26 protein-coding genes and 1 tRNA gene are annotated in these 24,908 nt (G+C 68.6%); 8 read left to right on the forward strand and 19 right to left on the reverse strand.

All coding sequences use genetic code 11. The annotated features are described in order from the left end of the window. Nucleotides 1–3: 3 nt before the first annotated feature. Together AC3A6B_RS24365 and AC3A6B_RS24370 are read right to left on the reverse strand one after the other, a co-directional pair. Nucleotides 4–987 (reverse strand): Bug family tripartite tricarboxylate transporter substrate binding protein, encoded by a 984-nt coding sequence (locus tag AC3A6B_RS24365; protein WP_487839221.1) that lies wholly within the window; start codon nt 985–987, stop codon nt 4–6. Between the two features lie 112 nt (nt 988–1,099). Continuing rightward, a complete protein-coding gene (locus AC3A6B_RS24370) occupies nt 1,100–2,236 on the reverse strand; it encodes an NAD(P)/FAD-dependent oxidoreductase (protein WP_487839222.1) in 1,137 nt (378 codons plus the stop codon). A gap of 92 nt (nt 2,237–2,328) precedes the next feature. Between AC3A6B_RS24370 and AC3A6B_RS24375 the strand changes: the two genes are divergently transcribed. From AC3A6B_RS24375 to AC3A6B_RS24385, 3 genes are read left to right on the forward strand one after another with little or no spacing between them, the layout of a single operon-like run. Further along, entirely contained in the window at nt 2,329–2,985 is a 657-nt protein-coding gene (locus AC3A6B_RS24375) for a helix-turn-helix domain-containing protein (protein WP_487839223.1), read from the forward strand. Nucleotides 2,986–3,035: 50 nt separating this feature from the next. Next, complete coding sequence (locus tag AC3A6B_RS24380) at nt 3,036–3,944, forward strand: hypothetical protein (protein WP_487839224.1); 909 nt, start codon at nt 3,036–3,038, stop codon at nt 3,942–3,944. Nucleotides 3,945–3,956: 12 nt separating this feature from the next. After that, nucleotides 3,957–4,364, forward strand: coding sequence for a VOC family protein (locus AC3A6B_RS24385; RefSeq protein WP_487839225.1), 408 nt, complete (start codon nt 3,957–3,959; stop codon nt 4,362–4,364). A 5-nt stretch (nt 4,365–4,369) separates the two neighbouring features. On the opposite strand, the gene ctaD is transcribed toward AC3A6B_RS24385, so the two are convergent. From ctaD to AC3A6B_RS24400, 3 genes are read right to left on the reverse strand one after another with little or no spacing between them, the layout of a single operon-like run. Then, entirely contained in the window at nt 4,370–6,895 is a 2,526-nt protein-coding gene (gene ctaD, locus AC3A6B_RS24390; protein ID WP_487839226.1) for a cytochrome c oxidase subunit I, read from the reverse strand. Beyond that, on the reverse strand, nt 6,892–7,827 hold the full coding sequence (locus AC3A6B_RS24395; RefSeq protein ID WP_487839227.1) for a cytochrome c oxidase subunit II: 936 nt from the start codon (nt 7,825–7,827) through the stop codon (nt 6,892–6,894). The genes ctaD and AC3A6B_RS24395 overlap by 4 nt, the downstream gene beginning before the upstream one ends. Beyond that, complete coding sequence (locus AC3A6B_RS24400; protein WP_487839228.1) at nt 7,824–8,231, reverse strand: c-type cytochrome; 408 nt, start codon at nt 8,229–8,231, stop codon at nt 7,824–7,826. Before AC3A6B_RS24400 ends, AC3A6B_RS24395 begins: the two co-directional genes overlap by 4 nt. 76 nt (nt 8,232–8,307) lie before the next feature. On the opposite strand from AC3A6B_RS24400, the gene AC3A6B_RS24405 reads away from it, so the two are divergent. Beyond that, nucleotides 8,308–9,171: a c-type cytochrome gene (locus tag AC3A6B_RS24405; protein ID WP_487839229.1), complete on the forward strand. Its 864-nt coding sequence runs from the start codon at nt 8,308–8,310 to the stop codon at nt 9,169–9,171. Between the two features lie 8 nt (nt 9,172–9,179). On the opposite strand, the gene AC3A6B_RS24410 is transcribed toward AC3A6B_RS24405, so the two are convergent. The 6 genes from AC3A6B_RS24410 to AC3A6B_RS24435 all read right to left on the reverse strand — a co-directional run bounded on the left by AC3A6B_RS24410 (nt 9,180) and on the right by AC3A6B_RS24435 (nt 12,271). Continuing rightward, complete coding sequence (locus tag AC3A6B_RS24410) at nt 9,180–9,587, reverse strand: GreA/GreB family elongation factor (RefSeq protein ID WP_126839480.1); 408 nt, start codon at nt 9,585–9,587, stop codon at nt 9,180–9,182. 321 nt (nt 9,588–9,908) lie between these two features. Further along, nucleotides 9,909–10,316 (reverse strand): FHA domain-containing protein, encoded by a 408-nt coding sequence (locus AC3A6B_RS24415; RefSeq protein WP_487839230.1) that lies wholly within the window; start codon nt 10,314–10,316, stop codon nt 9,909–9,911. Nucleotides 10,317–10,553: 237 nt separating this feature from the next. Further along, a tRNA-Gly gene (locus tag AC3A6B_RS24420) sits at nt 10,554–10,627 on the reverse strand. A 60-nt stretch (nt 10,628–10,687) separates the two neighbouring features. Then, nucleotides 10,688–11,104, reverse strand: a complete 417-nt coding sequence (locus AC3A6B_RS24425) for a c-type cytochrome (RefSeq protein ID WP_487839231.1) — start codon at nt 11,102–11,104, stop codon at nt 10,688–10,690. Between the two features lie 55 nt (nt 11,105–11,159). Next, complete coding sequence (locus AC3A6B_RS24430; RefSeq protein WP_487839232.1) at nt 11,160–11,843, reverse strand: TetR/AcrR family transcriptional regulator; 684 nt, start codon at nt 11,841–11,843, stop codon at nt 11,160–11,162. 2 nt (nt 11,844–11,845) lie between these two features. Next, entirely contained in the window at nt 11,846–12,271 is a 426-nt protein-coding gene (locus tag AC3A6B_RS24435; protein ID WP_487839233.1) for an ester cyclase, read from the reverse strand. A gap of 209 nt (nt 12,272–12,480) precedes the next feature. Here AC3A6B_RS24435 and AC3A6B_RS24440 point away from each other — a divergent pair, with 209 nt between their 5' ends. Next, on the forward strand, nt 12,481–13,920 hold the full coding sequence (locus tag AC3A6B_RS24440; RefSeq protein WP_487839234.1) for an FAD-binding oxidoreductase: 1,440 nt from the start codon (nt 12,481–12,483) through the stop codon (nt 13,918–13,920). A 6-nt stretch (nt 13,921–13,926) separates the two neighbouring features. On the opposite strand, the gene AC3A6B_RS24445 is transcribed toward AC3A6B_RS24440, so the two are convergent. Continuing rightward, entirely contained in the window at nt 13,927–14,301 is a 375-nt protein-coding gene (locus AC3A6B_RS24445) for a DUF2784 domain-containing protein (protein WP_487839235.1), read from the reverse strand. A gap of 150 nt (nt 14,302–14,451) precedes the next feature. On the opposite strand from AC3A6B_RS24445, the gene alaS reads away from it, so the two are divergent. The 3 genes from alaS to AC3A6B_RS24460 are packed head-to-tail and all read left to right on the forward strand — an operon-like array spanning nt 14,452 to nt 19,381. After that, nucleotides 14,452–17,076: an alanine--tRNA ligase gene (gene alaS, locus AC3A6B_RS24450; RefSeq protein WP_487839236.1), complete on the forward strand. Its 2,625-nt coding sequence runs from the start codon at nt 14,452–14,454 to the stop codon at nt 17,074–17,076. Nucleotides 17,077–17,081: 5 nt separating this feature from the next. Beyond that, a complete protein-coding gene (locus AC3A6B_RS24455; protein ID WP_487839237.1) occupies nt 17,082–18,113 on the forward strand; it encodes a 2-dehydropantoate 2-reductase in 1,032 nt (343 codons plus the stop codon). Nucleotides 18,114–18,127: 14 nt separating this feature from the next. Next, nucleotides 18,128–19,381, forward strand: coding sequence for a D-amino acid dehydrogenase (locus AC3A6B_RS24460; protein ID WP_487839238.1), 1,254 nt, complete (start codon nt 18,128–18,130; stop codon nt 19,379–19,381). Here the strand turns inward: AC3A6B_RS24460 and AC3A6B_RS24465 are convergent. From AC3A6B_RS24465 to AC3A6B_RS24495, 7 genes are all read right to left on the reverse strand, one after another. Continuing rightward, nucleotides 19,372–20,121, reverse strand: a complete 750-nt coding sequence (locus tag AC3A6B_RS24465) for a transporter substrate-binding domain-containing protein (RefSeq protein ID WP_487839239.1) — start codon at nt 20,119–20,121, stop codon at nt 19,372–19,374. The two genes, AC3A6B_RS24460 and AC3A6B_RS24465, sit on opposite strands and share 10 nt — an antisense overlap. 9 nt (nt 20,122–20,130) lie before the next feature. Then, entirely contained in the window at nt 20,131–20,943 is an 813-nt protein-coding gene (locus tag AC3A6B_RS24470) for a substrate-binding domain-containing protein (protein WP_487839240.1), read from the reverse strand. Nucleotides 20,944–20,951: 8 nt separating this feature from the next. Then, entirely contained in the window at nt 20,952–22,028 is a 1,077-nt protein-coding gene (locus AC3A6B_RS24475) for a TAXI family TRAP transporter solute-binding subunit (RefSeq protein WP_487839241.1), read from the reverse strand. A gap of 77 nt (nt 22,029–22,105) precedes the next feature. After that, nucleotides 22,106–22,864, reverse strand: coding sequence for a hypothetical protein (locus tag AC3A6B_RS24480; protein ID WP_487839242.1), 759 nt, complete (start codon nt 22,862–22,864; stop codon nt 22,106–22,108). Continuing rightward, the gene (locus AC3A6B_RS24485; protein ID WP_487839243.1) at nt 22,861–24,363 is read right to left on the reverse strand and encodes a hypothetical protein; all 1,503 of its coding nucleotides are present in this window, start codon (nt 24,361–24,363) and stop codon (nt 22,861–22,863) included. The genes AC3A6B_RS24480 and AC3A6B_RS24485 overlap by 4 nt, the downstream gene beginning before the upstream one ends. A gap of 92 nt (nt 24,364–24,455) precedes the next feature. Beyond that, nucleotides 24,456–24,632, reverse strand: a complete 177-nt coding sequence (locus AC3A6B_RS24490) for a hypothetical protein (RefSeq protein ID WP_487839244.1) — start codon at nt 24,630–24,632, stop codon at nt 24,456–24,458. A 25-nt stretch (nt 24,633–24,657) separates the two neighbouring features. Beyond that, nucleotides 24,658–24,908: DUF5666 domain-containing protein (locus AC3A6B_RS24495; RefSeq protein WP_487839245.1), on the reverse strand; the 251-nt coding region annotated here is incomplete at its 5' end.

Genomic DNA, 24,908 nt, shown 5'->3' on the forward strand with positions numbered 1-24,908 from the left:
AGGTCAGTCGGCTTTGATATTCGATTGTTCCGCGATCTTGCGCAGCCGGGCAATGTCCTTTCCGACCATGCCGCTCCAGTCCTTGATGGGCGCATAGGCGGGCTCGAAGCCCACGCCCTTGAGCTTGTCGCGCAGTTCGGCATCATCCATGGCGGCGGCCAGGGCCTGCTCGAGCTTCTGCTTGACTTCGGGCGGCAGGCCGCGGGGCGCGACCAGCACGATCCAGGAGCTCATCTGGTAGCCGGCGTAGCCGCTCTCGGCCACGGTCGGCACATCGGGCAGCAGTGCCGAGCGCGTGGTGGTGGTGACCGCCAACGGCTTGATCTTGCCGGTCCTGATGTGCGGTACCGCGGCCACGACGCTGTCGAAGGCCAGCGGGATCTGTCCGCCGACCAGGTCGGTCATCGCCGGCGCGCTGCCGCGGTAGGGCACGTGCGTCATCTTGACGCCTGCTGCCGCCTTGAACATCTCGCCGGAGAAGTGGGACACGGTGCCGTTGCCGAAGGAGCCGTACATGTACTTTTCGGGCGCGGCCTTGGCCGCTGCAACGAGCTGTTGCACGCTGTTCTCTTGCACCGACGGATGCGCGACCAGGATCAGGGCCATGTTGGCCACCATGCCGACGGGCTCGAAGGCCTTGACCGGGTCGTAGGACAGCTTGGGCTGAATGGCCGGATTGAGGGTGTAGGTGGAATTGGAGCTCAAGAGCAGCGTGTAGCCGTCGGGCTTGGCATTGGCCACGAACTGCGCGCCGATGGCGGTGCCAGCGCCGGGCTTGTTGTCGACGACCACCGGCTGCCCGAGCCGGGATTCGAGCTGGCGCGCCAGCAGGCGGCCCATCACGTCGCCCGCGCCGCCCGGCGGGAAGGGCACGACGATCTGCACCGGTTTTTCCGGATAGCCGGCGGCCTGGGCGGGCAGCACGGCCGCGAAGGATGCGCAGGCCCATGCTGCAGCATGAAGAAGGGCGCTGGTGCGGAGTTGCATGAAAGTCCTTTCGGTGATGGTCATGAAATTCTCTTTAACGAGAATTCTCATATCCGAGTAAAGCCGAAAACGTGCATGAATCGTGCCAGTAGAAACGCCCATGGCGCTGAAGTCAACGCAGTCGTCCAGGCCGGAATGCAAGCGGATCCACGCCGTGGGCGAGCAGCTGCGCCGGCGGCGCCTCGTGATGCAGCAGGGCCGCCGCCAGCTCCGAAGCGCCGGCGGCAGTCTGGATGCCGTAGCCGCCCTGGCCGGCGAGCCAGAAGAAGCCTTCGCAGCCGTCGTCCCAGCCGAGCACGAAGTCGCCGTCGGCCACGAAGGACCGCAGTCCCGCCCAGGCATGGCTCGGGCGGCGGATCGAGAGCGTGGTGGCGTTCTCGATGTGGTGGATGCCCAGGGCCACGTCCAGTTCCTCGGGCACCACGTCGTGCGGCACCACCGGATCGGCATTGGCCGGGGAACCCAGCAGCTGCCCGGCATCCGGCTTGAAGTAGAAGCTTTCGTCGATGCCGACGACCGCCGGCCACGCCGCGCAGTCGAGGCCCTCGGGCGCCGCGAAGGTGAAGGCGCTGCGCCGCCGCGGTTCGATCCCGATGCGCGCGGCCCTGCACAGGTCCGCGATCTGGTCGGCCCAGGCGCCGGCGGCGTTGACCAGGGTACGCGCCTGCACCTGCTGGCCGTCGGCCAGGCGCAGCTGCCAGACGCACTCGGTACGTACCGCGGCCGCGAGCTCCGCATTGCAGTGCAGTGTGCCGCCGCGGGCCCGCATACCCTTGAGGTAGCCCTGATGGAGTGCATGGACGTCGATGTCCTGTGCATCCTGCTCGAAGATGGCCGCATGCACGCGGTCGGCGCGCAGCACCGGCACCATGGCAACGGCTTCCTCGCCGGTGACCAGGCGGACATTCGGCGCGTTGCGCGACAGCGCCTCGAAAGCCGCCTGCAGTTCCTGCGACTGGGCCTCGCTGGCGATGTAGAGCGCGCCGCGCGGCGTGAGCAGCGGATGCGCGGCGAAGCCTTCGGGCGGTTGCTCGTAGAACGCGCGGCTCGCGCGCGTCAGCGCCCGGATGGCCGTAGTGCCGTAGCTTTCCATGAACATCGCGGCGGAGCGGCCAGTCGAGTGGTAGCCGGGCTGGGACTCGCGCTCCAGCACGACGACGCTCGCGCGCCCAGCCAGCTGGAAGGCAAGGGATGCGCCGGCGATGCCGGCGCCGATCACGGCGAAGTCGAAGGTGGGTGGCGTGCTCATGGGGTCAAAATTCTCATTTACGAGAATTATGGTTCGAGCGTATGGATACGGTCAAGCTGCCGCCGCACCCGTGCGCCATAATGCGCCGCCCCATGGCCCGTACATTGCGTCCTCCGCTCACGCCGCCCGCGAAGAAATCGCGCCGCACCCGATCGACCGCCGCGCCCGTCGAATCGATAGCACGCGACGTCATGGGGGAGCGGCTGCGCTCGATTCGCAAGGCCGGCAAGCTGACGCTGAAGGAACTGTCCGCCCGATCTGGCGTGGCCTTGTCCACGCTGTCGAAGATGGAGCTCGGCCAGATCTCCATCAGCTACGAGAAATTCGCTGCCGTCGCGCGGGCGCTGAATGTCGATATCTCGCGCCTGTTCGATCCGGCCGCGCGCCGCGCGGGCAAGGCGGCGCCGACCTTCGTCCACTCGGCGCTCGGCAGTGCCCCGAGCTATGCCAGCGACCAGTACGAGTACCGGATGCTGTGCACCGACCATCCCGCGAAGATCATGGAGCCGATGCACGGCCGGATCCTGGCGCGCCACGAGAGCGAGTTCGCCGACTTCATCCGGCACCCCGGCCAGGAGTTCTGCATGGTCCTGTCCGGCGCGGTGCGCATCCGCTTCGAGACCGGCGAATCGGTGCTGGTGCGGCGCAGCGAGTCGGTCTACTTCGACAGCAGCGTGGGGCATATCTACCTCTCAGTGGGGAAGACGCAGGCGCAGGTGGTGGTGGTCATGTCCGGGTCTGCGGCCTGAAGCTTGCAGCCGCGCTCGCCTTGGCTGCCGGTTTTCGCTAACCTTGCGCGATGAACGCAGCACTCGCCTTGCAGCGCGCCGGCGTCGGCGTACCCATCGGGCCGCCGCCGCCGGCACCCGATCTGCCGATCCCGCCAACACCCGCGCAGCCGCCGCCACCGCCGCCCGAGGGCGACCCGCCGGCGGTCGATCCGCCGATGACCGATCCGGGCGCGCCGCCGCCGGTGGCCGATCCGCCGCCCGGCGCGGCCGCGCTGGGGCGCCTGCATGCGCGCCGCCTGCGCGAGGTCTACCGCTCGGCCGGCTGGCCCTGCTGCGACGCCATCGAGGTCGACCTGCTGGCGGCCGGCCTGCTGGAACGCGTGCGCTCGGCGCTGGGCCACGAAACGCTGCGCGTCAGCGATGCCGGCATCGCGCACATCGCGCGCACGCTGGTCGTCAACCGCGCGGTGCTCTCCAAGCACGAGGCGCTGGTCGAGCAGGTCGCGCGCGAGATGACGCGCGCCGGCCGCGTGGCCTGGCGCGGCCTGAATTTGCGGGCGCGGCTGCCGGCTGCGAACGAGGGCGGCAAGCCCCGCTGGTGCATCGCGCGGCCGGACGTCTTCTCGATCCGAAACACCAGCGTCGAGGCCTATGCGCAGCCGATCGTGCACGAGGTGAAGGTCAACCGCGCCGACCTGCTGAGCGATCTGCGCAAGCCCGACAAGCGCGCCGCCTACCTCGACCTCGGCGGCGAGTGCTGGTACGTGCTGGGCTGCGACGCCAAGGGCCGGCCGATCGGCGAGCCGGACGAGATTCCGGCCGAATGCGGGGTGCTGATCGCGCAGCAGGGCCGGCTGGTGGTGGCGCGCTCGGCCGTGCACCGCGCGCTGCCGCGCATGCCCTTCAGCCTCTGGATGGCGCTGGCCAAGGTGCAGCCGGTGCCGGGCTTCGACGACGAGTCGCAGGATCTGCTGTAGGGAACAAGCACCGTGAAGGAACCGCGTCCGGATTCGCCTTTCCATGCCATTCGAGCCATCGACTACTCGGTCATCTTCGTCCGCGACATGACAGCGATGCGCCGCTTCTATGAAGATGTACTCCGCTTCAGCCTGACGCGAGAGCTGTCGCCGAACTGGATCGAGTATCGAGTCGGCGCCAACACCCTGGCATTGGCAACGCCCGGTCGAACTGCAACCGATGCGCCGACGCCGAAGGGCAGCGCCGCGCTTCAGCTGGCATTCAAGGTTTCCGCGCCAGATGTCGATCGGTGCGCGGCCGAACTCGTGCGGCAGGGCATCGATCTTCTTTCTCCCCCGACCGATCAGCGCTTCGGCCATCGCACGCTTTTCTTTCGTGACCCCGACGGAAACCTGCTTGAGGTGTTTGCCGAGATATAGACGCCTCAAGCAAGGCGCGGCGCCAGTTGCACCGCGAGCGCAGCGAGCAGGCCTTGCGCCGTGACGCAGTGCCACATCAAGAGCGTGTTGTCGAGGGTGGCGCGCGCGGCGGGCTGGAGCCGGCCGCTCCAGGAGCGCGCCAGCACGTAGCCGCCCATCAGCAGCACGACGGCGACGTGGAAACCCTGGTAGCCGAGCAGCATGCCGACGGTCGCGCTCCAGGCCTGTGCGCGCGGGTCGAGTCCGGCCTGCAGATGGCCGGCCATGTCGAGTGCGAATGCGCCGCTGGTGCAGGCCATCGCGAGCAGCACCAGCGCGCGCAACAGCCGCTGGCTGCGCACCTCGGCCGAGCCCAGCGCGTGCGCTGCGCCTGCCATCAGCAGCGAGCCGGCCGCGAGCAGCGCGGCCGAGCCCAGCGGCCAGCGCGTCGCCGGCAGCGCCGCACCGGGCGGCGGGCACACATCCGCGGCCATCGCCACGTGAAGGTGCGAGAACACGAAGGACGCGAAGATCGTCATGTCCACCGCGATCAGCACGATCACGGCCCACCATGAATGCGAAGCGCGGCCGGCGGCGCCCACCGGCAGGTAGACGCCGCGCGCGACGCGGGCCGTCGCGCTCGGCGGCGGCCGGTCGGAGCCCCAGAGCCAGATGAGGATGGCGACGATCGCGAGCAGCCCGCAGGCGAAGGCCGGCACCATGCGTTCGACCGTCAGCAGCAGGAAGAAGCCCGCCGTTCCCGCCGCGGCGGCCACCGGCCACCAGCCGTCGGTGGGCAGCCGCAGCAGGTGCAGCGGCCGCGCATCGCGCACGCTGGTCACCAGCGTCTCGCGGCCGCCGAACACCGTGCCGGGCAGCCAGTGGCGGCCGGCCTCGACCTCCTGCGGCAGCGCGGGCCGGTCCCACAAGGGCTCGAGCGAGTTCACATCGGGAATGCTGCGCACGCCGTAGTCGCGCGGCGGCAGCCATTCGAGCGTGCCGGCGCGCCACGGGTTGTCGTGGTCCTTCTCGGGCCGGCGCAGCGTGCGCGCCGCATCGACGATGAACAGCAGCACGCCGGCCGCCAGGGTGAAGGCGCCCAGGGTCGACAGCAGGTTGAGGACGTTCCAGCCCAGATCGCCCGGGTAGGTGTACACGCGCCGCGGCATGCCCATCAGGCCCGCGATGTGCATCGGAAAGAAGGCGAGGTTGAAGCCGCCGAACATCAGGCCGAAGACCCAGCGGCCCCAGCGCTCCGACAGGCAATGCCCGTTGAACACAGGCAGCCAGTAGTAGAAGCCGGCGAACAGCGGAAACACCATGCCGCCGATCAGCACGTAGTGGAAATGCGCGACGATGAAGTAGCTGTCGTGCGCCTGCCAGTCGAAGGGCAGCACCGCCACCATCACGCCGGTGAGCCCGCCCAGCACGAAGATGAAATGGAAGCCGAGCAGGAACAGCGTCGGCGCGTTCGGCCGCACGCGGCCGCGCCAGAAGGTCGCGATCCACGCGAACACCTGCACGCCGCTCGGTATGGCGACGATGAAGCTGGCCGCCGAGACGACCATCATCGAGAGATTGCCGAGGCCGGCCGTGAACATGTGGTGCGCCCACAGCGCGAAGCTCACGATGCCGACGCCGGCCAGCGCCGCCACCACGCCGCGATAGGCCACCAGCGGCGTGCCCGCGAGCGTGGCGATCATCATCGAGACCATGCCCGCCGCAGGCAGGAAGATGATGTAGACCTCCGGATGGCCGAAGAACCAGAACAGGTGCTGCCACAGGAGCGGATCGCCGCCGCGCGCCGCGATGAAGAAGGGCCAGTCGAAGGCGCGCTCGAGCTCGAGCAGCGTGGTGGCAGCGATCACCGCCGGGAAGGCGAACACGATCATCAGCGCGGTCACCAGCATGGCCCAGGCGAACACCGGCATCTTCATCAGCGTCATGCCTGGGGCGCGCGTGAAGAGAATGCCGATGATGAGCTCGATCGCGCCCGCGATCGCCGAGATCTCGATGAAGCCGATGCCCAGCAGCCACCAGTCCGCGCCGCGTCCGGGCGAGAACTCCTTGCCGGTGAGCGGCGGGTACATGAACCAGCCGCCGTCGGGCGACTGACCGAAGAAGAGGGTGCAGAAGAAGGCGATGCCGCCGATCGCATAGGCCCAGAAGGCGTAGGCCGACAGCCGCGGAAAGGGCAGGTCGCGCGCGCCCAGCATGCCCGGCAGCAGATAGACGGCCACGGCCTCGACGATCGGCACCGCGAACAGGAACATCATCACGGTGCCGTGCATCGTGAAGAGCTGGTTGTAGGTCTTCGGGTCGACGAGCCCGTTGTCCGGCACGGCGAGCTGCGCGCGCATCACGAGCGCCAGGATGCCGGCCAGCACGAAGAAGAGCATCGCGGTCGCGATGTAGAACACGCCGATGTGCGTGTTGTTGACGGCCGAGAGCAGCCGCCAGCCTTCGGGTGCCCGCCAGGCGCGTTCGAGCGCCTCGCGCTCGCCGTCGGGGCGCGGCAGGCTGGACGGCAGGGTGTCGGCCGCGGGTTTCATTTGAGCTCGCCGAGCCAGGCCGCGATGGATTGCAGGCTCGCCTGGTCGATGCGCTCGCCCGACGAGGGCATGCGTGCGCCGGGCTTGAGCTGCTGCGTGTGGGCCACCCATTGCGCGAGCCCGGCCGCATCGTTGGCCACCGTGCCGGCGCCGAGGTAGAGGCGGCTGCCGACGTGCGTGAGGTCGGGGCCGAGCCGGCTTTCTTCGCTCACGCCGCGCACCGCGTGGCAGGCGTTGCAGCGATGCGCGAGAAAGGCTTCGCGGCCGCGCTCGATCTCTCGCGAGGACGAGGCCGCGGCGGGCCGGGCCTGGGCCGCGAGCCAGGCCTCGAAGGCCGCCGGCGGCTCGGCCACCACGTGCAGCGCCATCCGCGCATGCTGATCGCCGCAGTACTCGGCGCATTGCCCGCGCCAGGTGCCGGGCCGGTCGGCCTGCAACTGCAGGTGCTGCACGCGGCCGGGCAGCATGTCCATCTTGCCGCCCAGCGCCGGCACCCAGAAGCTGTGGATCACGTCCGCACTCGAAAGCCCGAAGTAGACTGGCCGGCCCACCGGGATGCGGATCTCGTTGGCGCCCACGATCTCGGCGCCGGTGGCCGGATCGCGGTAGCGCAGCTCCCACCACCACATGCGCGCGGTGACGCCGACGATCAGCGCGTCCTTCGGCGGCGCGATGCGCCACGGGGGCTTGTGCCACTCGCTGTAGGCGAAGAGCGCGGCCAGCACCGCAGTGGGGAACACCACGCCGCCGCCGAGCACCCACCAGCGTGCATTCACCTGGGCGCCGCGCCGCCGCACGGCCAGCACGAGCAGCGCCATCACGGCCACGAAGATCAGCGTGGCGCCCAGCACCAGCACCGTGCTCACGCCCAGCAGCGTCTCGGCGACCGGGCCCGCGGCATGCAGTACGGATTGCGAAGCCGTGCCGTTCATTCGAGTGCCAGCAGGTAGGCCGCCATGTCGCGCGCATCCTGGGGCGAGACGCCCATCGCAGGCATCACGGTGCCGGGCACCAGGGCCTGCGGCGCAACGATCCAGCGCGCCAGCGTGTCAGGGCCGTTCGGCACCTGGCCGGCAATGTAGCTGCGGCGGCCGAAGGCTTCGAGCGGCGGGCCGACCGTGCCGCGCGCGGCCGGCACTTCCGGAATCGCATGGCAGCTGCCGCACTGGTACTGCGCGAGCAGCTGCTGGCCGCGCGCGATCTGGACCGCCGGCGCCTTGGCGTTGGGCAGCTTGCGTTCGCCGAGCTCGCAGCCGCCGGCGAGCGCTGCGATGGCCAGCAGCAGTGCGGTCCACGAGCCGGGGCGATCCAGCAGCAGCAGCAGGGGGGCGGGCATCTCGCGATTCTCGTGGCGCGAATGCGCCTTGCGCCGACACGGCGGCGCTCTCGCGCGTCGGACAATGCCGCCAAACATGGGAACCTCGAAGACCGTCCTGCTGACGCTTGCGGTGCTCGGCCTGGCCGCGGCGGCGGGCGCAGCGGTGACGGTGTGGGGCGGGCTCTACAACATCTCTGCAACCGAGCAGCACACGCAGCCCGTGTATTCGATGCTCGAGACCGCGATGCGGCAAGCGGTGCGGTTGCGGGCACGCGGCATCGAAGTGCCGAAGCTCGACGACGAGCGGCTGGTGCTGCGCGGCGCGGCCTGCTTTCGCGACAAGTGCCAGCAATGCCATGGCGGCCCCGGCGTTGCGCAGGACGACATCGGCAAGAGCATGCAGCCCTGGCCAGGACCGCTGGTCGATGCGCGCCAGCACTGGAACGCGCGCGAGCTCTACTGGGTGACCAAGCACGGCATCAAGATGAGCGGCATGCCGGCCTGGGAATTTCGCCTGGCCGAGGAAGACCTGTGGGCCGTGGTCGCCTTTCTCGAACGGCTGCCCGACCTCACGCCCCAGCAGTACGCCGAGGCGACGCAGGCGAGCGTGACGGTGACGAGCGGCCCCGCGGTGCAAGGTGCCTGTGGACCGCGCGTGGCGACGAATGCCGATGCGCAGGGCGATGTGCGCCGCGGCGCGAAGGCGATCCACCAATACGCCTGCGGCACCTGCCACACCATCCCGGGCGTCACCGGCTCGCAGCCCAATGTCGGCCCGCCGCTCGCCGGCGTGGCGCACCGCGCGATGATCGGCGGCAAGCTCGCCAACACGCCCGACAACATGGTGCGCTGGCTGCGCCACACGCGCGAGGTCGACCCGCAGACGGCCATGCCCCAGATGGGCGTGACGCAACAGGATGCGCGCGACATCGCGGCGTATCTGGGGACGCTCGACTGAGGGCGATCTCAGGTCGTGTAGTCGCCGCTGGCTTCGGGCTGGAACAGGATCTCGACCACTTCGGCGCGGCCTTCCTCGCCGCTGGGCAAGGTCCAGCTCGCCACCGCGCCGAGCCGCAGGCCGATCAGGCTCATGCCGACCGGCGAGAGCACCGAGACGAGGCCGGCGCCGGGCTCGGCATCCTTCGGATAGCAGAGGGTCAGCTTGTGGCGCTGGCCCGAAGGCACATCCGCGAGGGTGACTTGCGAATACATCGTGACGACATCTGCCGGCACCTCGCGTGAGCCCAGCACCTCGGCGGCATCGAGCAGGGCTTCGAGCCCCGGATGGGATTTTTCGTCGAGCAGCTTGCTGAGACGAAGGTGATCGAGCTCGGTGAGCGTGCGCTCGCCGCGTAGGGTTGTCGTCGATGACATGAAGCACTCCAATCGAATGCGGCCGCAAAGGGTCGCTGTCGCGCGGGGCTTAAGCCCGGCGATCGATGGTTGCGCTAAACGAGAAGAGGGAAGGGGATCGCCGGGCGGGGGAAAGTGCGGCTGGCGCGCGCTCAGCGGGACGGGTCGCCTTGCCGTCGGCTGCTCGCGCGCGCCGGCCTGCCGCGAGGGCGGCGGGGGCTGCAGCGGGGCAGTCAGTGACGAGGAGTGCGGTGGCCGGGAAGCGCATGCGGACCATTGTAGGAGGCGGTGCGAGGCGCGGCTTGGCGGATGACCCTTCGAGCAGTGCCGGGATCGAGCGGGTCAGGCGGCCGCGCCACGCAATGCGTCGGCCCACGTGGGAGAGACGCGCTGCGATGCCAGTTCGAGCGGAAGCCCGGGAATGGTCAACAGCCGCAAAGCCTCGACGGAGGTGTAGTCCTGATTGCCGGCCAGGAAGCGCATCCGGCAGCCGCCGATCGAGATGCTGTCGCCATCGACCAGATGCTGCGTCTCCACCTTGCTGTCGTTCACGTAGACGCCGTTGCTGCTGGCCAGGTCCTTGATCGTCACGAACAGACCGTCGAGGGTCAGCACGGCATGGAGGCGGCTGACTCGCTCATGCCTGATGACGATGTCATTGGTCGTCGCCCGCCCTACGGTTGTTTCCGGCTTTCGCAGCTTGATCTGCTTGGTGGTGTTGGCGCTGATCAACAAGAGGAGTTTGGGCATGTCTCGCGTTCCGTTGTGTCGTTCTGTTTCGGCAGATCGACGAACGCTGGAGCGCCAGGCACGCATCTGCAGACCTTGGGCCGTCCCTTCGATGGGGGCGGATTGGAGGTCGGCAGAGGTTAGGGATGAGCGCTTCGGGAGTAAAACGCTTTGGGTCAATGGGATGCATCGATGGCGCGAATACATCCGCGAAGCGCAACGAGAACGGCCCCTGCAAGAGGGGCCGTGATGTTGGGCTGGAGCGGGTGAAGGGAATCGAACCCTCGTATGAAGCTTGGGAAGCTGCCGTTCTGCCATTGAACTACACCCGCAGCAGGCGCGGATTCTACTGCGGTCGTTGCCGTCTGAAAGTCAGCATGGCACGCGCTGCATCACTCCGGAAACTGCACCACCGGCCCCGCAGCCTTCTTGCCGGGCGGCACATAAGCGGGTGCCGGCGAACCGCCGGGCCCCAGCGAGCGGGTGAACGCGTAGATGGCCTTCAGGTCTGCATCGCTCATGGCGCGGACATTGAACCAGGGCATGGGCGGGCGCGGCCGCATGCTGCGCGCATGGTGGATCCATTGCTGCTCGCTCATGCCGGCCATCATCAGGCGTGGGTTGGTGGCATAGGTCGTGCCCCAGGGGCCGGCCCAGCCCAGGGCATCGCCGGTCAGCCAGAGCTTCTCGTCGACCTGGCCGTTGCTGGCTATGTAGTTGGGCGTGTGGCAATCGTTGCAGCCGGCGACCTGTATCAGGTAGCGGCCGCGTCGCAGTTGATCCTTGCCTGCTTCCGCAGGCCCGGCCAAGGTGCCGGCGCAGGCGAGGAGGGCGAATGCGGCGGCAACGAATTTCGGTGCGCTGTCATGGAGAACTCCTTGGACGGGATCGACGGGGAAGAATCGTTTCCTTCGGCTTGCGCTGAACCGGCCTGGCCGGCGCGAGCGTGGGCTGCGCCGCAGCGGCGACCAGCGCCCGGATCGCCCAGCGCCTGACCTTGCGCGACTCGGCATCGTCGAGTCGAAGTACGTCCTTGAAGACCACCATGGCCTCGGGACCGATCACCAGCGCGAGCGAGTGCTTGAGGTTCTTCAGCGCCGCCGGCTTGATGGAGCCGTTGGCCGGCGCGAGCGCGGCTTCGAACAGCGGCGTGCGGCGGTTCTGGCGTGCCGGTAGCTGCCCGTCGGTTTCGCCGCGGGCGCTTCGCTCCAGCGACTGCGCCAGCATCATTCGCAGCGGCGCCTCGTTGGCCGCGATCATCGTGTGCAGCGCGTCATCCACATGCTCGAGACGGGCGACCACGTCGTCCGCCGGCGCGCCGCGCAGCGCATCCTCCGGTTGCGGCGTCTCGATGTCGATGGATGCTTCCAGATGCAGCGCCTCGACGTTCGGAAAATAGCGGTAGGCGGTGGCGCGGGAAACCAGCGCCTCTTCGGCGATCTCGTCGAGCGTCGGCCGGCGTCCCTGTTTCGTCAATTGCGATGCGGCCTGCAGCAGGGCCTTGCGTGTGCGCTGCTTCTGCTGCGGGCGGCCTTCGTTGCCGGCCATGCTCAGGCCACCTGTGGCAACTGCTGCAGGATGGCGCCCAGGTCGACCCAGACGTTCTCCCGGCGGATGTCGCCGTTGTCGGCGAACTCGATCACATGCAGCAGGCGGAAGGCCAGCGGACGGTCGCGGCCGTCCATGCCGAAGGGGCGGCCCGGCGCCCGGCCGCTCCATAGCGAATCGTCGACCATGAAGTTGTCGCCATAGAGGCGGCGTCGGGACTCGACCTTGCCTTCGGACAGGTCGGCGAACAGCGTCTCGTAGAACGGGCGCGCGCCCTCGCGGCTGCGGCTGGGGCCGCTAGGCCAGCCGACCACGTCGTGCTCGACGTCAGCGGTGAGCGTGGCCAGCACACCCTCCACGTTGTCCTGGGCTTCGAAATTGAAATGCTCGTCGAGCTTGCGATCCATTTCGCTGCGGGTCAGTGCCATGGCGGGTGTCCTTGCGGGTTGAAGTGCATGCATCGTAATGAGATTTCAGTCTCATTACAAGAAAGTAATCTCATTTGATCCGGGGCGTACCAGCCCGCCGCCGTCCGGACGCACGGGTAGATTTCAAGGACGCCGGGTCAGGTGCGGGAGCGGCCAGGTCGCAAGAATGAGCCTCCGGCTCTTCAACGCGCTCACTCCAGGAGGACCCCATGACCTCTCTGACCTACCAGACGCTGGACAAGGACGTCCGGCAACTTCCGCAGCCCGACGTCGCCGCCTTCGCGGCGCAGATCGGCGGCGGCGTTCTCGGCGCCGCCGACGCCGCCTACGACGAAGCACGCAAGGTCTGGAACGGCACGGTCGACCGCCGGCCCGCGCTGATCGCGCGCTGCATGAACGACAGCGATGTCCAGGCTGCGGTGCGTTTTGCCGCAGCGCACAAGATGCTGCTGAGCGTGCGCGGCGGCGGCCATCACATCGCGGGCAATGCGATCGCGGAGGGCGGCCTGGTGATCGACCTGTCCGGCATGCGCACGGTCAGCATCGATGCCGCCCAGCGCACGGCGCGCGTCGCCGCGGGCGCGCTGCTCGGCGACTTCGATCGCGAGGCGCAAGCCCACGGCCTGGCGACGCCGCTCGGCATCAATTCCACCACCGGCGTGGCCGGGCTCACGCTCGGCGGCGGCTTCGGCTGGCTGACGCGCCGCTACGGCCTGACCGTCGACAACCTGCTGCGCGCCACGGTCGTGATCGCCGATGGCACCGAGCGCGTTGCCTCGCCGACTTCGGAGCCCGAGCTGTTCTGGGCCTTGCGCGGCGGCGGCGGCAACTTCGGCGTGGCGACCTCGTTCGAGTTCCAGCTGCATCCGGTCGGCCCCGAGCTGTACGCGGGCCTGGTGGTCTATCCGTTCGCGCAGGCGCAGCAGGTGCTGCGCGCGTGGCGCGACTTCACCACCGGCGCGCCCGACGAACTGAGCGTCTGGACGGTGATGCGCAAGGCGCCGCCGCTGCCCTTCCTTCCCGAATCGGTCCACGGCACGGAAGTGGTGATCCTGCCGCTGGTCTACAGCGGCGAGGTCGAAGCCGGCGAGCGCGCTGCCGCGCCGGTGCTGCAGTTCGGCAGTCCGCTCGGCACCGCGCTGGGGCCGACGCCCTATGCCGGCTTCCAGTCGGCCTTCGATCCGTTGCTCGCACCGGGCAGCCGCAACTACTGGAAGTCGAACAACTTCAGCACGCTGAGCGACGAAGCACTGGACCTCGTGATCGACTCCGTCCGCCGCTTGCCGGGGCCCGAGTGCGAGATCTTCATCGCCCAGCTCGGCGGCGCGATGGCGCGCGTGAAGCCGGAGGACACGGCCTTCGTCGGCCGCGATGCAAACTACATCATGAACGTGCATGGCCGCTGGTCCGATCCACGCGAAGACGAACGGGTGCGCGTATGGGCGCGGGAGGTCTTCCAGGATGCCGCGCCGCACGCCACCGGCGGCGGCTACGTCAATTTCCTGACGGAGGACGAGGCCGAACGCGTCGCCGGCAGCTACGGCGCGAACTACGCGCGCCTGCAGGCGGTGAAGCGGCAATTCGATCCGGGCAACCTGTTCCGGATGAACCTGAACATCGAGCCGGCCGGCGCGTCGCCGTCGCCATAGCGGACGTCAACGCTGCTTCATGCGCCGCGCGCGACGAAGAAGCAGCGCATACACCACCAGATTGAGCACGGCGACGAAGGTCCCCGATGCGATCTGCGCGGCACGGGTGAGGCCCTCGGGATAGACCGCGCCCAGCAGGTAGTGGTCAATGAAGCCGCCGCTGTAGCCGGCCTGGCCGGCGGTGAGCCGCAGCTGGTTCTCCAGCGGCGTCAGCGGGCATTCCCAGCCGAACCACGCCACCCAGGCGCCCCAGAAGACCGCCGGCAGGTGCAGCCAGGCGAGCCGCGGCCAGCGCCACACGAGCAGGCCGCCTGCCACCACGAACAGGATGAAAAGGCCGTGCAGCACCAGCACGGCGTCGGCGAGCAGGCGATCGTTCATGGGCCCGAGCATAGGTCCTGGGCAAAGCAACAGGGGCACGCGGGGCAGGGGGCCAAACCTATAATCGAATGTTCAAGCAAATCAAGCAGTTAGGTGGGTTCGATGCAGGGGCTGCCCGCTCGGCCGCCTGTCTGAGAAGTCCAATCCAAGATGAGCCAGCCCACCTTCAGCGTTGCGGACATCCGCAAGTCCTTCCTCGATTTCTTCGCCTCCAAGGGCCATACCGTGGTGCCGTCGAGTTCGCTGGTGCCCGGCAACGACCCGACGCTGATGTTCACCAACTCGGGCATGGTGCAGTTCAAGGACGTGTTCCTCGGCACCGACAAGCGTCCCTATGTGCGCGCGGCCTCGGTGCAGGCCTGCCTGCGCGCCGGCGGCAAGCACAACGACCTCGAGAACGTCGGCTACACCGCGCGCCACCACACCTTCTTCGAGATGCTGGGCAACTGGAGCTTCGGCGACTACTTCAAGCGCGAGTCGCTCACCTGGGCCTTCGAGCTGCTGACCCAGGTCTACAAGCTGCCGGCCGACAAGCTCTGGGCCACCGTCTACATCGAGGACGACGAGGCCTACGACATCTGGACCAAGGACATCGGCTTGCCGCCCGAGCGCGTGGTGCGCATCGGCGACAACAAGGGCGGGCGCTACATGTCCGACAACTTCTGGATGATGGCCGACACCGGCCCTTGCGGCCCGTGCTCCGAGATCTTCTACGACCACGGCCCCGGGATCGCCGGCGGCCCGCCCGGCTCGCCCGATGAAGACGGCGACCGCTACATCGAGATCTGGAACAACGTGTTCATGCAGTTCGACATGCAGCCCGACGGCAGCGTGAAGCCGCTGCCCGCGCCCTGCGTCGACACCGGCATGGGCCTGGAGCGCCTGGCCGCGATCCTGCAGCATGTGCACAGCAACTACGAGATCGACATCTTCGACGCGCTGATCAAGGCTGCCTCGCGCGAGACCGGCGAACGCGACCTCGACAACAAGAGCCTGCGCGTGATCGCCGACCACATCCGCGCCACCGCCTTCCTGGTGGCCGACGGCGTGATCCCCAGCAACGAGGGCCGCGGCTACGTGCAGCGCCGCATCGTGCGCCGCGCCATCCGCCACGGCTACAAGCTGGGCCAGAAGAAGCCCTTCTTCCACAAGCTGGTGCCCGACCTGGTGGCGCTGATGGGCGAGGCCTATCCGAAGCTGGTGGCCGACGGGAAGCGCATCACCGAGACGCTGAAGGCGGAAGAGGAACGCTTCTTCGAGACGCTCGCCAACGGCATGGAAATCCTCGACGCGGCCTTGGCCGATGGCGCCAAGCTGCTGCCGGGCGAAGTGGCCTTCAAGCTGCACGACACCTACGGCTTCCCGCTCGACCTCTCGGCCGATGTGTGCCGCGAGCGCGGCGTCGAGGTCGATGCGGCCGGCTTCAACGCCGCGATGGAAAAGCAGAAGGCCGCCGGCCGCGCCGCCGGCAAGTTCAAGATGGATCGCGCCGTCGAATACGCCGGCGCCGCCAACACCTTCACCGGCTACCAGCACCTGGAAGAAAAGGCCAAGGTCGTGGCCTTGTACTACGAAGGCGCGCCGGTGCAGGAGTTGAAAGAAGGCCAGCCCGGCATCGTGGTGCTCGACACCACGCCCTTCTATGCCGAGAGCGGCGGCCAGGTCGGCGACCAGGGCGTGCTGGTGGCCGAAGGCGTGCAGTTCGGCGTCGACGACACGCAGAAGATCAAGGCCGACGTGTTCGGCCACCATGGCACGCAGACGCAGGGCACGCTCAAGGTGGGCGACGCCGTCACCGCGCGCGTCGACACGGCGCTGCGCGCCGCCACCATGCGCAACCACAGCGTCACCCACCTGATGCACAAGGCGCTGCGCGAGGTGCTGGGCATGCATGTGCAGCAGAAGGGCTCGCTGGTCGATGCCGACAAGACGCGCTTCGACTTCGCGCACAACGCGCCCGTCAGCGCAGCGCAGATCCTCGAGATCGAGAAGCGCGTGAACGCCGAGATCCTGGCCAACCAGGCCACCCAGGCGCGCCTGATGGACATGGAGTCGGCGCAGAAGACCGGCGCCGTCATGCTCTTCGGCGAGAAGTACGGCGACACGGTGCGCGTGCTCGACATCGGTTCCAGCCGCGAGCTGTGCGGCGGCACGCACGTGGCGCGCACCGGCGACATCGGCCTGTTCAAGATCGTGAGCGAGGGCGGCGTGGCCGCCGGCGTGCGCCGCATCGAGGCGGTGACCGGCGCCAATGCGCTGGCTTATCTGCAGGAGCTCGAGGCGACGGTGAACAGCGTGGCCGCCACGCTGAAGACGCCGGCGTCGGAACTGCAGCCGCGCCTCACGCAGTTGCTCGACCAGGTGCGCGCGCTGGAGCGCGAGGTGGGCGCGCTCAAGGGCAAGCTCGCATCCTCCAAGGGCGACGAACTGCTGGCGCAGGCGGTCGACGTCGGCGGCATCAAGGTGCTCGCCGCCAAGCTCGACGGCGCCGATGCCAAGACGCTGCGCGAGACCATGGACAAGCTCAAGGACAAGCTCAAGACCGCGGCCATCGTGCTGGCCGCCGTCGACGGGAGCAAGGTGCAGATCGCGGCCGGCGTCACGGCCGACACCATGGGCCGGGTGAAGGCGGGCGAGCTGGTCAACTTCGTCGCCCAGCAGGTCGGCGGCAAGGGCGGCGGCAAGCCCGACATGGCCATGGCCGGCGGCACCGATGCGGCAGGCCTGCCGGCCGCGCTGCAGTCGGTGCAGGGCTGGGTGGCGGAACGGATCTAGCGCACATGGCCGAGCCCGAGTCCGAGCCCGTGCCCGTCGACGTGCTCGTGATGGGTGCCGGCACCATCGGCTGCTTCATCGGCGGCTGCCTGGCGGCAGAGGGCGTGCGCGTGGTCTTCGTCGGCCGCCCCCGCGTGCTGCAGACGCTCGCGCGGCGCGGGATCACGCTCAGCGATCTCGACGGCATGGAGCGCCACGTGCCGCCCGACGCGCTGCATCTCGAGGAGCGGGTGCCTCTGGGCATACGGCCCTCGCTGGTGCTGCTGACCGTGAAGAGCAGCGCCACTGCCGAGGCCGCGGCCGCGCTGGCCGAGGCGCTGCCGGCCGGCACGCCGGTGCTTTCGCTGCAGAACGGCATCTCGAATGCGGACGTCGCATCGAAGGTCGCACCCACGCTCTATGTGCTGCCGGGGATGGTGCCGTACAACGTGGCCGAAATCGAACCCGGCAGCTTCCACCGCGGTACGGTCGGCCGGCTGGCCGCCCGGCGCAGCAGGGCGCTGCGGCCCTGGCTGGCCGTGTTCGAGCGCGCCGGCGTACCGGTCGACACCTACGACGACATGCTGTCGGTCCAATGGGGCAAGCTGCTGCTCAATCTCAACAACCCGATCAATGCGCTCTCGGGGCTGCCGCTGCGCGAGCAGCTGCTGGATCGCGGTTATCGCCGATGCCTCGCGGCCCTGATGGACGAAGCGCTGGAGGCCTTGTCGTGGGCCAACATCGTGCCGGCGCAGCTCGCGGCGGTGCCTGCGCGGCGCCTGCCGTTCATGCTGCGCCTGCCGACGCCGCTGTTCCGCCTCGTCGCGGCGCGCATGCTGCGCATCGACGACAAGGCGCGCTCCAGCATGGCCGACGACCTGGCGCTGGGCCGGCGCACCGAGATCGACGCGTTGTGCGGCGAGGTGGCGCGGCTCGCCAGGTCGAACGGCGCGCGCGCGCCGATCAACGAGAAGATGGTGGCGCTGCTGGAAGCCTGGCCCGAGCGGCCGGAGCACTTGTCGGCAGAGCGATTGCAGTCGGCATTGGGTTTGACATAGCCCCGAGGATTCCCATGCAAGTACTGATTCTGGGCAGCGGGGTGATCGGTACGACCGTGGCCTACTACCTCGCCAAGGCCGGCCACGAGGTCACCGTGCTCGACCGCCAGCGGGCGCCGGCGCTGGAGACCAGCTATGCCAACGCGGGCGAGGTGTCGCCCGGCTACTCGGCGCCCTGGGCCGGGCCCGGTGTGCCGCTCAAGGCGATCAAGTGGCTTCTGATGCGGCACAGCCCGCTGGTCATCAAGCCGATGCTCGACCCGGCGATGTGGCGCTGGGGGATCGCGATGCTGTGCAACTGCACGCATGCGCGCTACGAGCTCAACAAGGGCCGCATGGTGCGCCTGGCCGAATACAGCCGCGACTGCCTCCAGCAGCTGCGCGCCGACACCGGCATCCGCTACGACGAGCGCGCGCTCGGCACGCTGCAGCTGTTCCGCACGCAGAAGCAGCTCGACGGCACCGGCAAGGACATCGAGATCCTCAAGGCCTACGGCGTGCCCTACCAGCTGCTGGACCGCGAAGGCTGCGTGCGGCACGAGCCGGCGCTGGCCGCGGTGAGGGAAAAGTTCGTCGGCGGCCTGCGCCTGCCGGGCGACGAAACCGGCGACTGCTTCAAGTTCACGCAGGCGCTGGCGCAGCTGGCCGAAGCGGCGGGCGTGCGCTTTCGCTTCGGCGTGGACATCACCGACATCGCGCGCGACGCTGGCGGCGTGACCGCGGTCCATACCGAGGCCGGCCCATTCCGTGCCGAGCGCTACGTGGTGGCGCTGGGCAGCTATTCGCCGCAGCTGCTGAAGCCGCTGGGCATCCGCCTGCCTGTGTACCCGGTCAAGGGCTTCTCGATCACGGTGCCGATCAGCGACCCGGCGATGGCGCCCGAATCGACGGTGATGGACGAGACCTTCAAGGTCGCCGTCACAAGGCTGGGCGACCGCATCCGCGTCGGCGGCACCGCGCAGCTCTCGGGCTACGACCTGCGGTTGAACGACCGGCGGCGCGACACCCTGGAGCACGTGGTCACCGATCTGTTCCCGCAGGGCGGCAGCGTCGAAGGCGCCGAGTTCTGGACCGGCCTCAGGCCGATGACGCCCGACGGCACGCCCATCCTCGGTGCGACGCCCCTCTCGAATCTGCTGCTGGCCACCGGCCACGGCACGCTCGGCTGGACCATGGCGGCCGGCACCGGCCGCGTGATGGCCGACCTGATCGGCGGGCGCTCGCCCGAGATCGATATGGAAGGATTGGGCCTGGCGCGCTACGCCTGAACGGCCGCCGGCGCCACGCTGGCGCCCTGGATGCCGTGCCGCGCGAGCGCCTCGGCCACGAAGCCGTCGGCCTTCATTTGCTCGACGAAGGCGGCCAGCACCGCGGCTGCTTCGGCGCCGCGCGGCGCCGGCGTGCCCATCGCCTGCTGGATCACCATGAAGCGCCCGGGCAGCATGCGCAGGCCGGGCACGCTCGCGGCCTCGGCCTCGAGCACCTGCCGGATGCCGGCCGCCACCTCGACCTGGCCCGCGTGCAGGCTCTCGAACACGCCCTTGGCGCCCTGCACGCGCTCGATCTGCGCCTCCTTGATCTCGCGCGTGAGGAAGAGGTCGTAGGCGCTGCCGGCGCCGACCGCGATGCGGACATCGCCCTGATCCACCTCCTCGTTGTGCCGGATCGGCGAAGCCGCGGGCACCAGGTAGCTGCCCTCGATCAGCACATAGGGCGCGGTGAAGCGCAGGCCGTCGCTGCGCGCCGGATCGATCGCGAAGAAGCCGATGTCGGCCCTGTCGTTGCGCACCGAATCGACGGATGCGGCCGCCTTCTCGAACACCACCAGCTCGATCGGAACCGACAGGCGCTGTGCGAAAGCACGCGCCAGGTCGACCGAGACGCCGGCTGGCTCGCCGCTGGCTGCATCCTTGTTCGCGAGGATCGGATTGCCGAGATTGATGGAGGCACGCAGCGTGCCGGTGGGCGCAAGGGCCGAGACGATGGCGGGGGTGATCGGCGAGCTCATGGCCCCAGTTTACGGGCCGCGTGCGGCGATCGCTTCGAGCCCGGTGCGCTCGATCACTGGCGCGGCGGACGGCGAGTTGAGGTAGCGGATCAACTGCCGCGCCGCCTCGGGCTGCTTCGAGCCGGTCGCAATGCCGGCCGAGAACACGGTGACGCGCTGCACCTCCGCCGGCAGCGGCCCGATGTAGTCGATGCCCTTGATGGGCAGCAGCTCGCTGACCTGCTGCAGGCCCAGCGCCGCATCGCCGCGCGCGACCACGGTGCCGACGCGTTCGCTGAGGATGCGCTTGCTCTTCGGCTTGACCTGGTCCTCGATGCCCAGCTTCTTCAGCAGCTCGGTTTCGTAGTAGGTGCCGCTGGCGCTGGCCGAGTAGGCGATCGACGGCGCCGCGAGCAGCGCGCGCTTGAGCGCATCGACCGTGCTGATGTCGGGCTTGGGCGCGCCGGCGCGCACCGCGAAGCCGATCGACGAGCGCACCAGGTCCACCTGGCTGCCGGACATCACCTTGCCCTCCTTCACCAGCGCGTCGAGGGCAGGGCGCGCGAGGATCACGATGTCGGCCGGCTCGCCGCGCGCCAGGCGGCTCGGGATCGAGTCGCTGGCCGCGCCCATCGAGGCGCCATAGGCGGTCTGCACCTTGCGGCCGCTCGTCTTTTCGTAGCCGGGCGTGAGCTCGTTGTAGGCGGCGGTGAAGCCGCCCGAGGTCATGACGTGGATCGGCTCGGCCGCGGTGTCGGGCTTGCCGCCGAGGCTGCCGCAGCCGGCGAGGGCCAGCGCGGAGAGAAGCAGCGCCGCGCGGCGCGTGAGCATGGGGAAGGTCATCTTCAAAGTCATCTCTTGCACAAGCCCAGCACCCACTCCTGCTCCGTGCATTCGCGCCCTGTGGGTTGCGTCCTGGCCCAGGCCGGCCCGCCCGCCGCGGCCTGGCCAGCCAGGCAGGCGCGCAGCCGCTTTTCCATGGGCGCGTAGTAGCGCCATCCCTGGCCGAGGGCGGGCAGCTCCAGGCGCACCTGCTTCCACTTGGGATGGCCATTGGCCTGGAGCTTGTCGAAGTTCTTGCAAAGCGATTCGGCGAATCGGCCGAGATTTCCGACTGTCGATTGCAGGCCGTAGTCATAGGTGACCAGATAGGCCTTCACGGTCAGGGTGGGAATGTCGGCCGTGAGCCAGGTCGAGTAGCTCGCGGCGCGGATCGTGGCGGGAAAGTAGGTCTTCTTGGCACGCGCTGTTTCAGGCGCCGCATCGTCCAGCTTCAGGATCTTGATGTAGTTGCGCGCCTCGGGCTTCATGTCCGAGAACAGCTTGGCCGGCTGGCCGGCCACGATGATGGCGACGTCGATCGACTTGTCGACCGTCAGCTTGGCGAGCGCCTCCTCGTTGCTCAGGTACTGCGCGTTGGCCGCCGGTATCTGCTCGCCGAACATCAGCTGGTAGAGCGTTCTGGACGTGAGCGCCGTGCCGCTGCCGAGCGCGCCGACGCCGATCTTCTTGTTCTTGATCTCGTGGATGGCGTTCAGCGGCGAGTCGGCGCGGGCGACGAAATAAATCTCTTCGTCGTAGAGCGGCATGATGAGGCGCAGCGGACGAATGATGTTGCCTGCGTCGGCGTTGCCGGCCTTCGCCTCATCCAGGAAGGCTTGGTAGACATCGGACTGCACCAGCGCGAGCTTGACCCCTGGCTCGAAGCGCATGCGCTGCACGTTCTCCGCCGAACCCTTTGACTCCAGGACGTCGAGCTCGATGCCGGCGGGCTCGGCCACCCACTTGGCCAGGTCGCGGCCTATCTGAATGTAGGTGCCGGTTTTCGACGCGGTGACGATCTTGTATTGCGCCCTGGGTTGCGCGAAGGGCGAAGACAGAAGGACCACCATCGCTATCAGCCCCGTCAGGATCGATCTGATTGGCATTGCCGGCTCCAGTGAAGGTTATTTATGGTAGTCCTGTCGGGCGATTGCCGATACACCTGCGCTGCTGCTCGCGGAGCTCACCGCTCGCACAGAGCCAGTGCCGCAAGCGTGTCGTTGCACTCGCTCTTGCCGGGGCCTGAGGTGCCGATCCCCGGCGCGGGGACGGCGACGGCCGGCGCTTGTGCTGTCGGCGGCGCTGGGGCAGGCGACGGGGTGGGGTCGGCCAGGCCGAGCACCCTGGCCGCCTTCTGGGTGGCATCGCGAAGCTGCTCGCGCTTGGCGTCCTGTTCCCGCACTCGCCGATCGAGTTCGTTCCTCAAGTCCCGCACGCCGGGATGATCCGGATGGGCGGCGACCAGGGCGGCCAGCGAACGCTCGGCGGCGCCGAGGTCGCCTCGGCTCAAGGCGCCCTGCGCCTGCGCCAGTTTCGCCGTGAACTCTCGCGACCTGTCCGTCTCGTGCTGCTTGTCGACGTAGAGGTAGCCCAGCGCCAGCGCGAGCGCGAGCAGAACGAGCGCGGCTACCGTGCCGATCACCGAGCGCTTCAGGACAGCGGCGACACGCGGCGCCGCGGCATTCTGCGCGGCCGGTTCCTCCGGCCACTCGAACGGGGCAGGGACGAAGCGCGCAAGCTCGGCGTCCACGTCCTCGCTGGGTTCGCTGACGGGAGCTTCCGGTCCCGGCTCGAGGGGGGCGGCTCCAAACGTGAGGGACGCATCCTCGCCGCAGTACGGGCAGAACTTGACCCGCCCATGCAACGGCGCAGCGCAACGCTGGCAAGGCACCGAGACGTCCAGGTCCGAATTGGCCAGGCCAGGTTGGACGAGACGGCTCATGCGTCGATGCGCCAGCCTGGCAGGCGACGCTGGTCGGGGTGATAAAGAAACAGGTGACCCGAATAGACAAAGGCTCGCGTCATCCATGGCCGAGCCGTGCGGGCAACCCAGAACTGCACCGCATGTTCGCCGCGCAATTCGAAGGTGGCGGTGCACGTCTCGTTGGACGCGACAAGGCCATCCACCGAGCGGATATTCGGCACGCGCGCGCACAGCAAGGTCGATGCCGAAGTCGATTCCAGCAACGGGAAGATCGCTTCGTCGGTGCTGGAATCGCTGCTGTCGTCGGGATCGATCCATGGATCACCCCGCAGGCGTGTCTCGCGCTGAAAGCACGCCGACCCGGTGCACAGCCGCGGCGAGCTCGCCGGCCTGACTTCCGGCTCGCTGAGTCCCAGTTGAACAAAGACGATCTGTCCTCCCTGGTCGTCCTGCCGCAAGCACTGCTGCCATAGGCGGCCGCTGCCGGAAAGGTAGGGGCTGCCCAGATCGAAGCGCGGCGTGATGCCCGGCGGCCATGGCAGAAAGGATGTTTCGAGCGCCGCACCGGCGTCGCGCTGGACCATCAGTTGGCCCACCGAGGTCATCCAGACGATCTGCCGGTGATCGGCCAGTGGCCGAAACCATGCCGCCGCCGAGGCAGCGAGCTTCGGCCCATCGACACGGCGAAGAGCACTGCCATCCGGATCCAAGGCGTAGACGCCGAGTTTCCTGTCTTCTTCCAGCATGGGCACATGAACCCTGCCTTGCCACATGACCGGCGCGCCCACGCAGCGTCCGCCTACGAGCTGCGATTCGTAGGTCCGGCCGATAGGATTGATGGCCACGATGGCCAGTCCGTCATCGGTAGGCATGAACAGCCTGGTGGAGTCTTGGGGGTGCTGCACCACCATGCCCCAGGCGTTGTCGGTCAGAGCGCTCTCGACGAGTATCTCCGCGCCTCTGGGGTAGACCTCCAGCCAGCACTCCGAGTGCGGCAGCCAGTGGTAGATGAGTCCGCGCGAAGCATCGATCGCGAACAATCTGGACTCGCAGGTCTGGCACGCGCCCACGAGAAACTGGTAGTTTCCCGCGGGCGGCATCGCCAGTTGGTGGTCCGGTGGGGACTCGATGCTCAGCGTCGGCCGCAGCGCCAGCCGGACGGCTGTCAGCCCCAGCCCTTGCGGCTCGGCTGCGGCGGAACCATCGCCGCCGAAAGGCGGCAGCCAGACCTCCAGATGGGCGATGGACGGTTCAGGCAACGCCTTGCCCGTCATGGGAGAAAACTTGAACGCCCCGGGATAGAGTGCCAGTGGCCGCGTCCCCCGATCCTCCACATCGAAGCTCACGCGGGCGCCGACCAGCGCCGCCAGGTCGAGCGGGTTGTACGCCGCCGGGGCTGTACCCAGCCCTCTGAAGTCCGCGAGATCAAAAGCGCCCGTCGTCGGATTGCGCGACCATGCCTGATCGCCCAGCTCCCAACGCTCGTTCCGATGAGACGACGTCAGCGACGCGGACATGCAATCAGTGTAGTGCGCGCTATTGCCTGCGTGCGGCCGGACTTGGCCGTCCGGATGAGGGAATCCCCGCCGTCTCGGGGAAGGACGTCAGCTCAGGGCTCGGTCCGCCCCGCGCCGCCGCCCCACATTTCTGCGGCGACTTCGAGAGGATCGCGCTTCCCGTACGAGGCGTAGATCTCTTTCGCGAACTCCGTCGATTGCTCGGGATCCGCAAGTCCTTCGGACAGGCGGCACCACTCGGCCAGGAAAGCGCCGACCCATTGGCTCATCTGGTCTGTCATCGACTACTGGCGCTCAAAAGCTCACGCGGGTGGCGATCAGCACGCCGTCGACGACCTGCTCGCCCTCGATGGTCACGGGCACGCCGTTGCCCAGGTTCGACGCGGTGCCGTTGACGAACACGACGCCCGCACCGCCGGCATTCACGGGTTGTCCCCGCACCCAGAAGCTCGATGCGGAACTGAAGTTGCCGATGGCCCCGATCAGGATGAACGACGCCGGCCCGCCGGTGCCCGGCACATGCCGGATCTTGAGCTTGGTCGCCT

This window comes from Variovorax sp. Soil_C_33 (assembly GCF_057656935.1).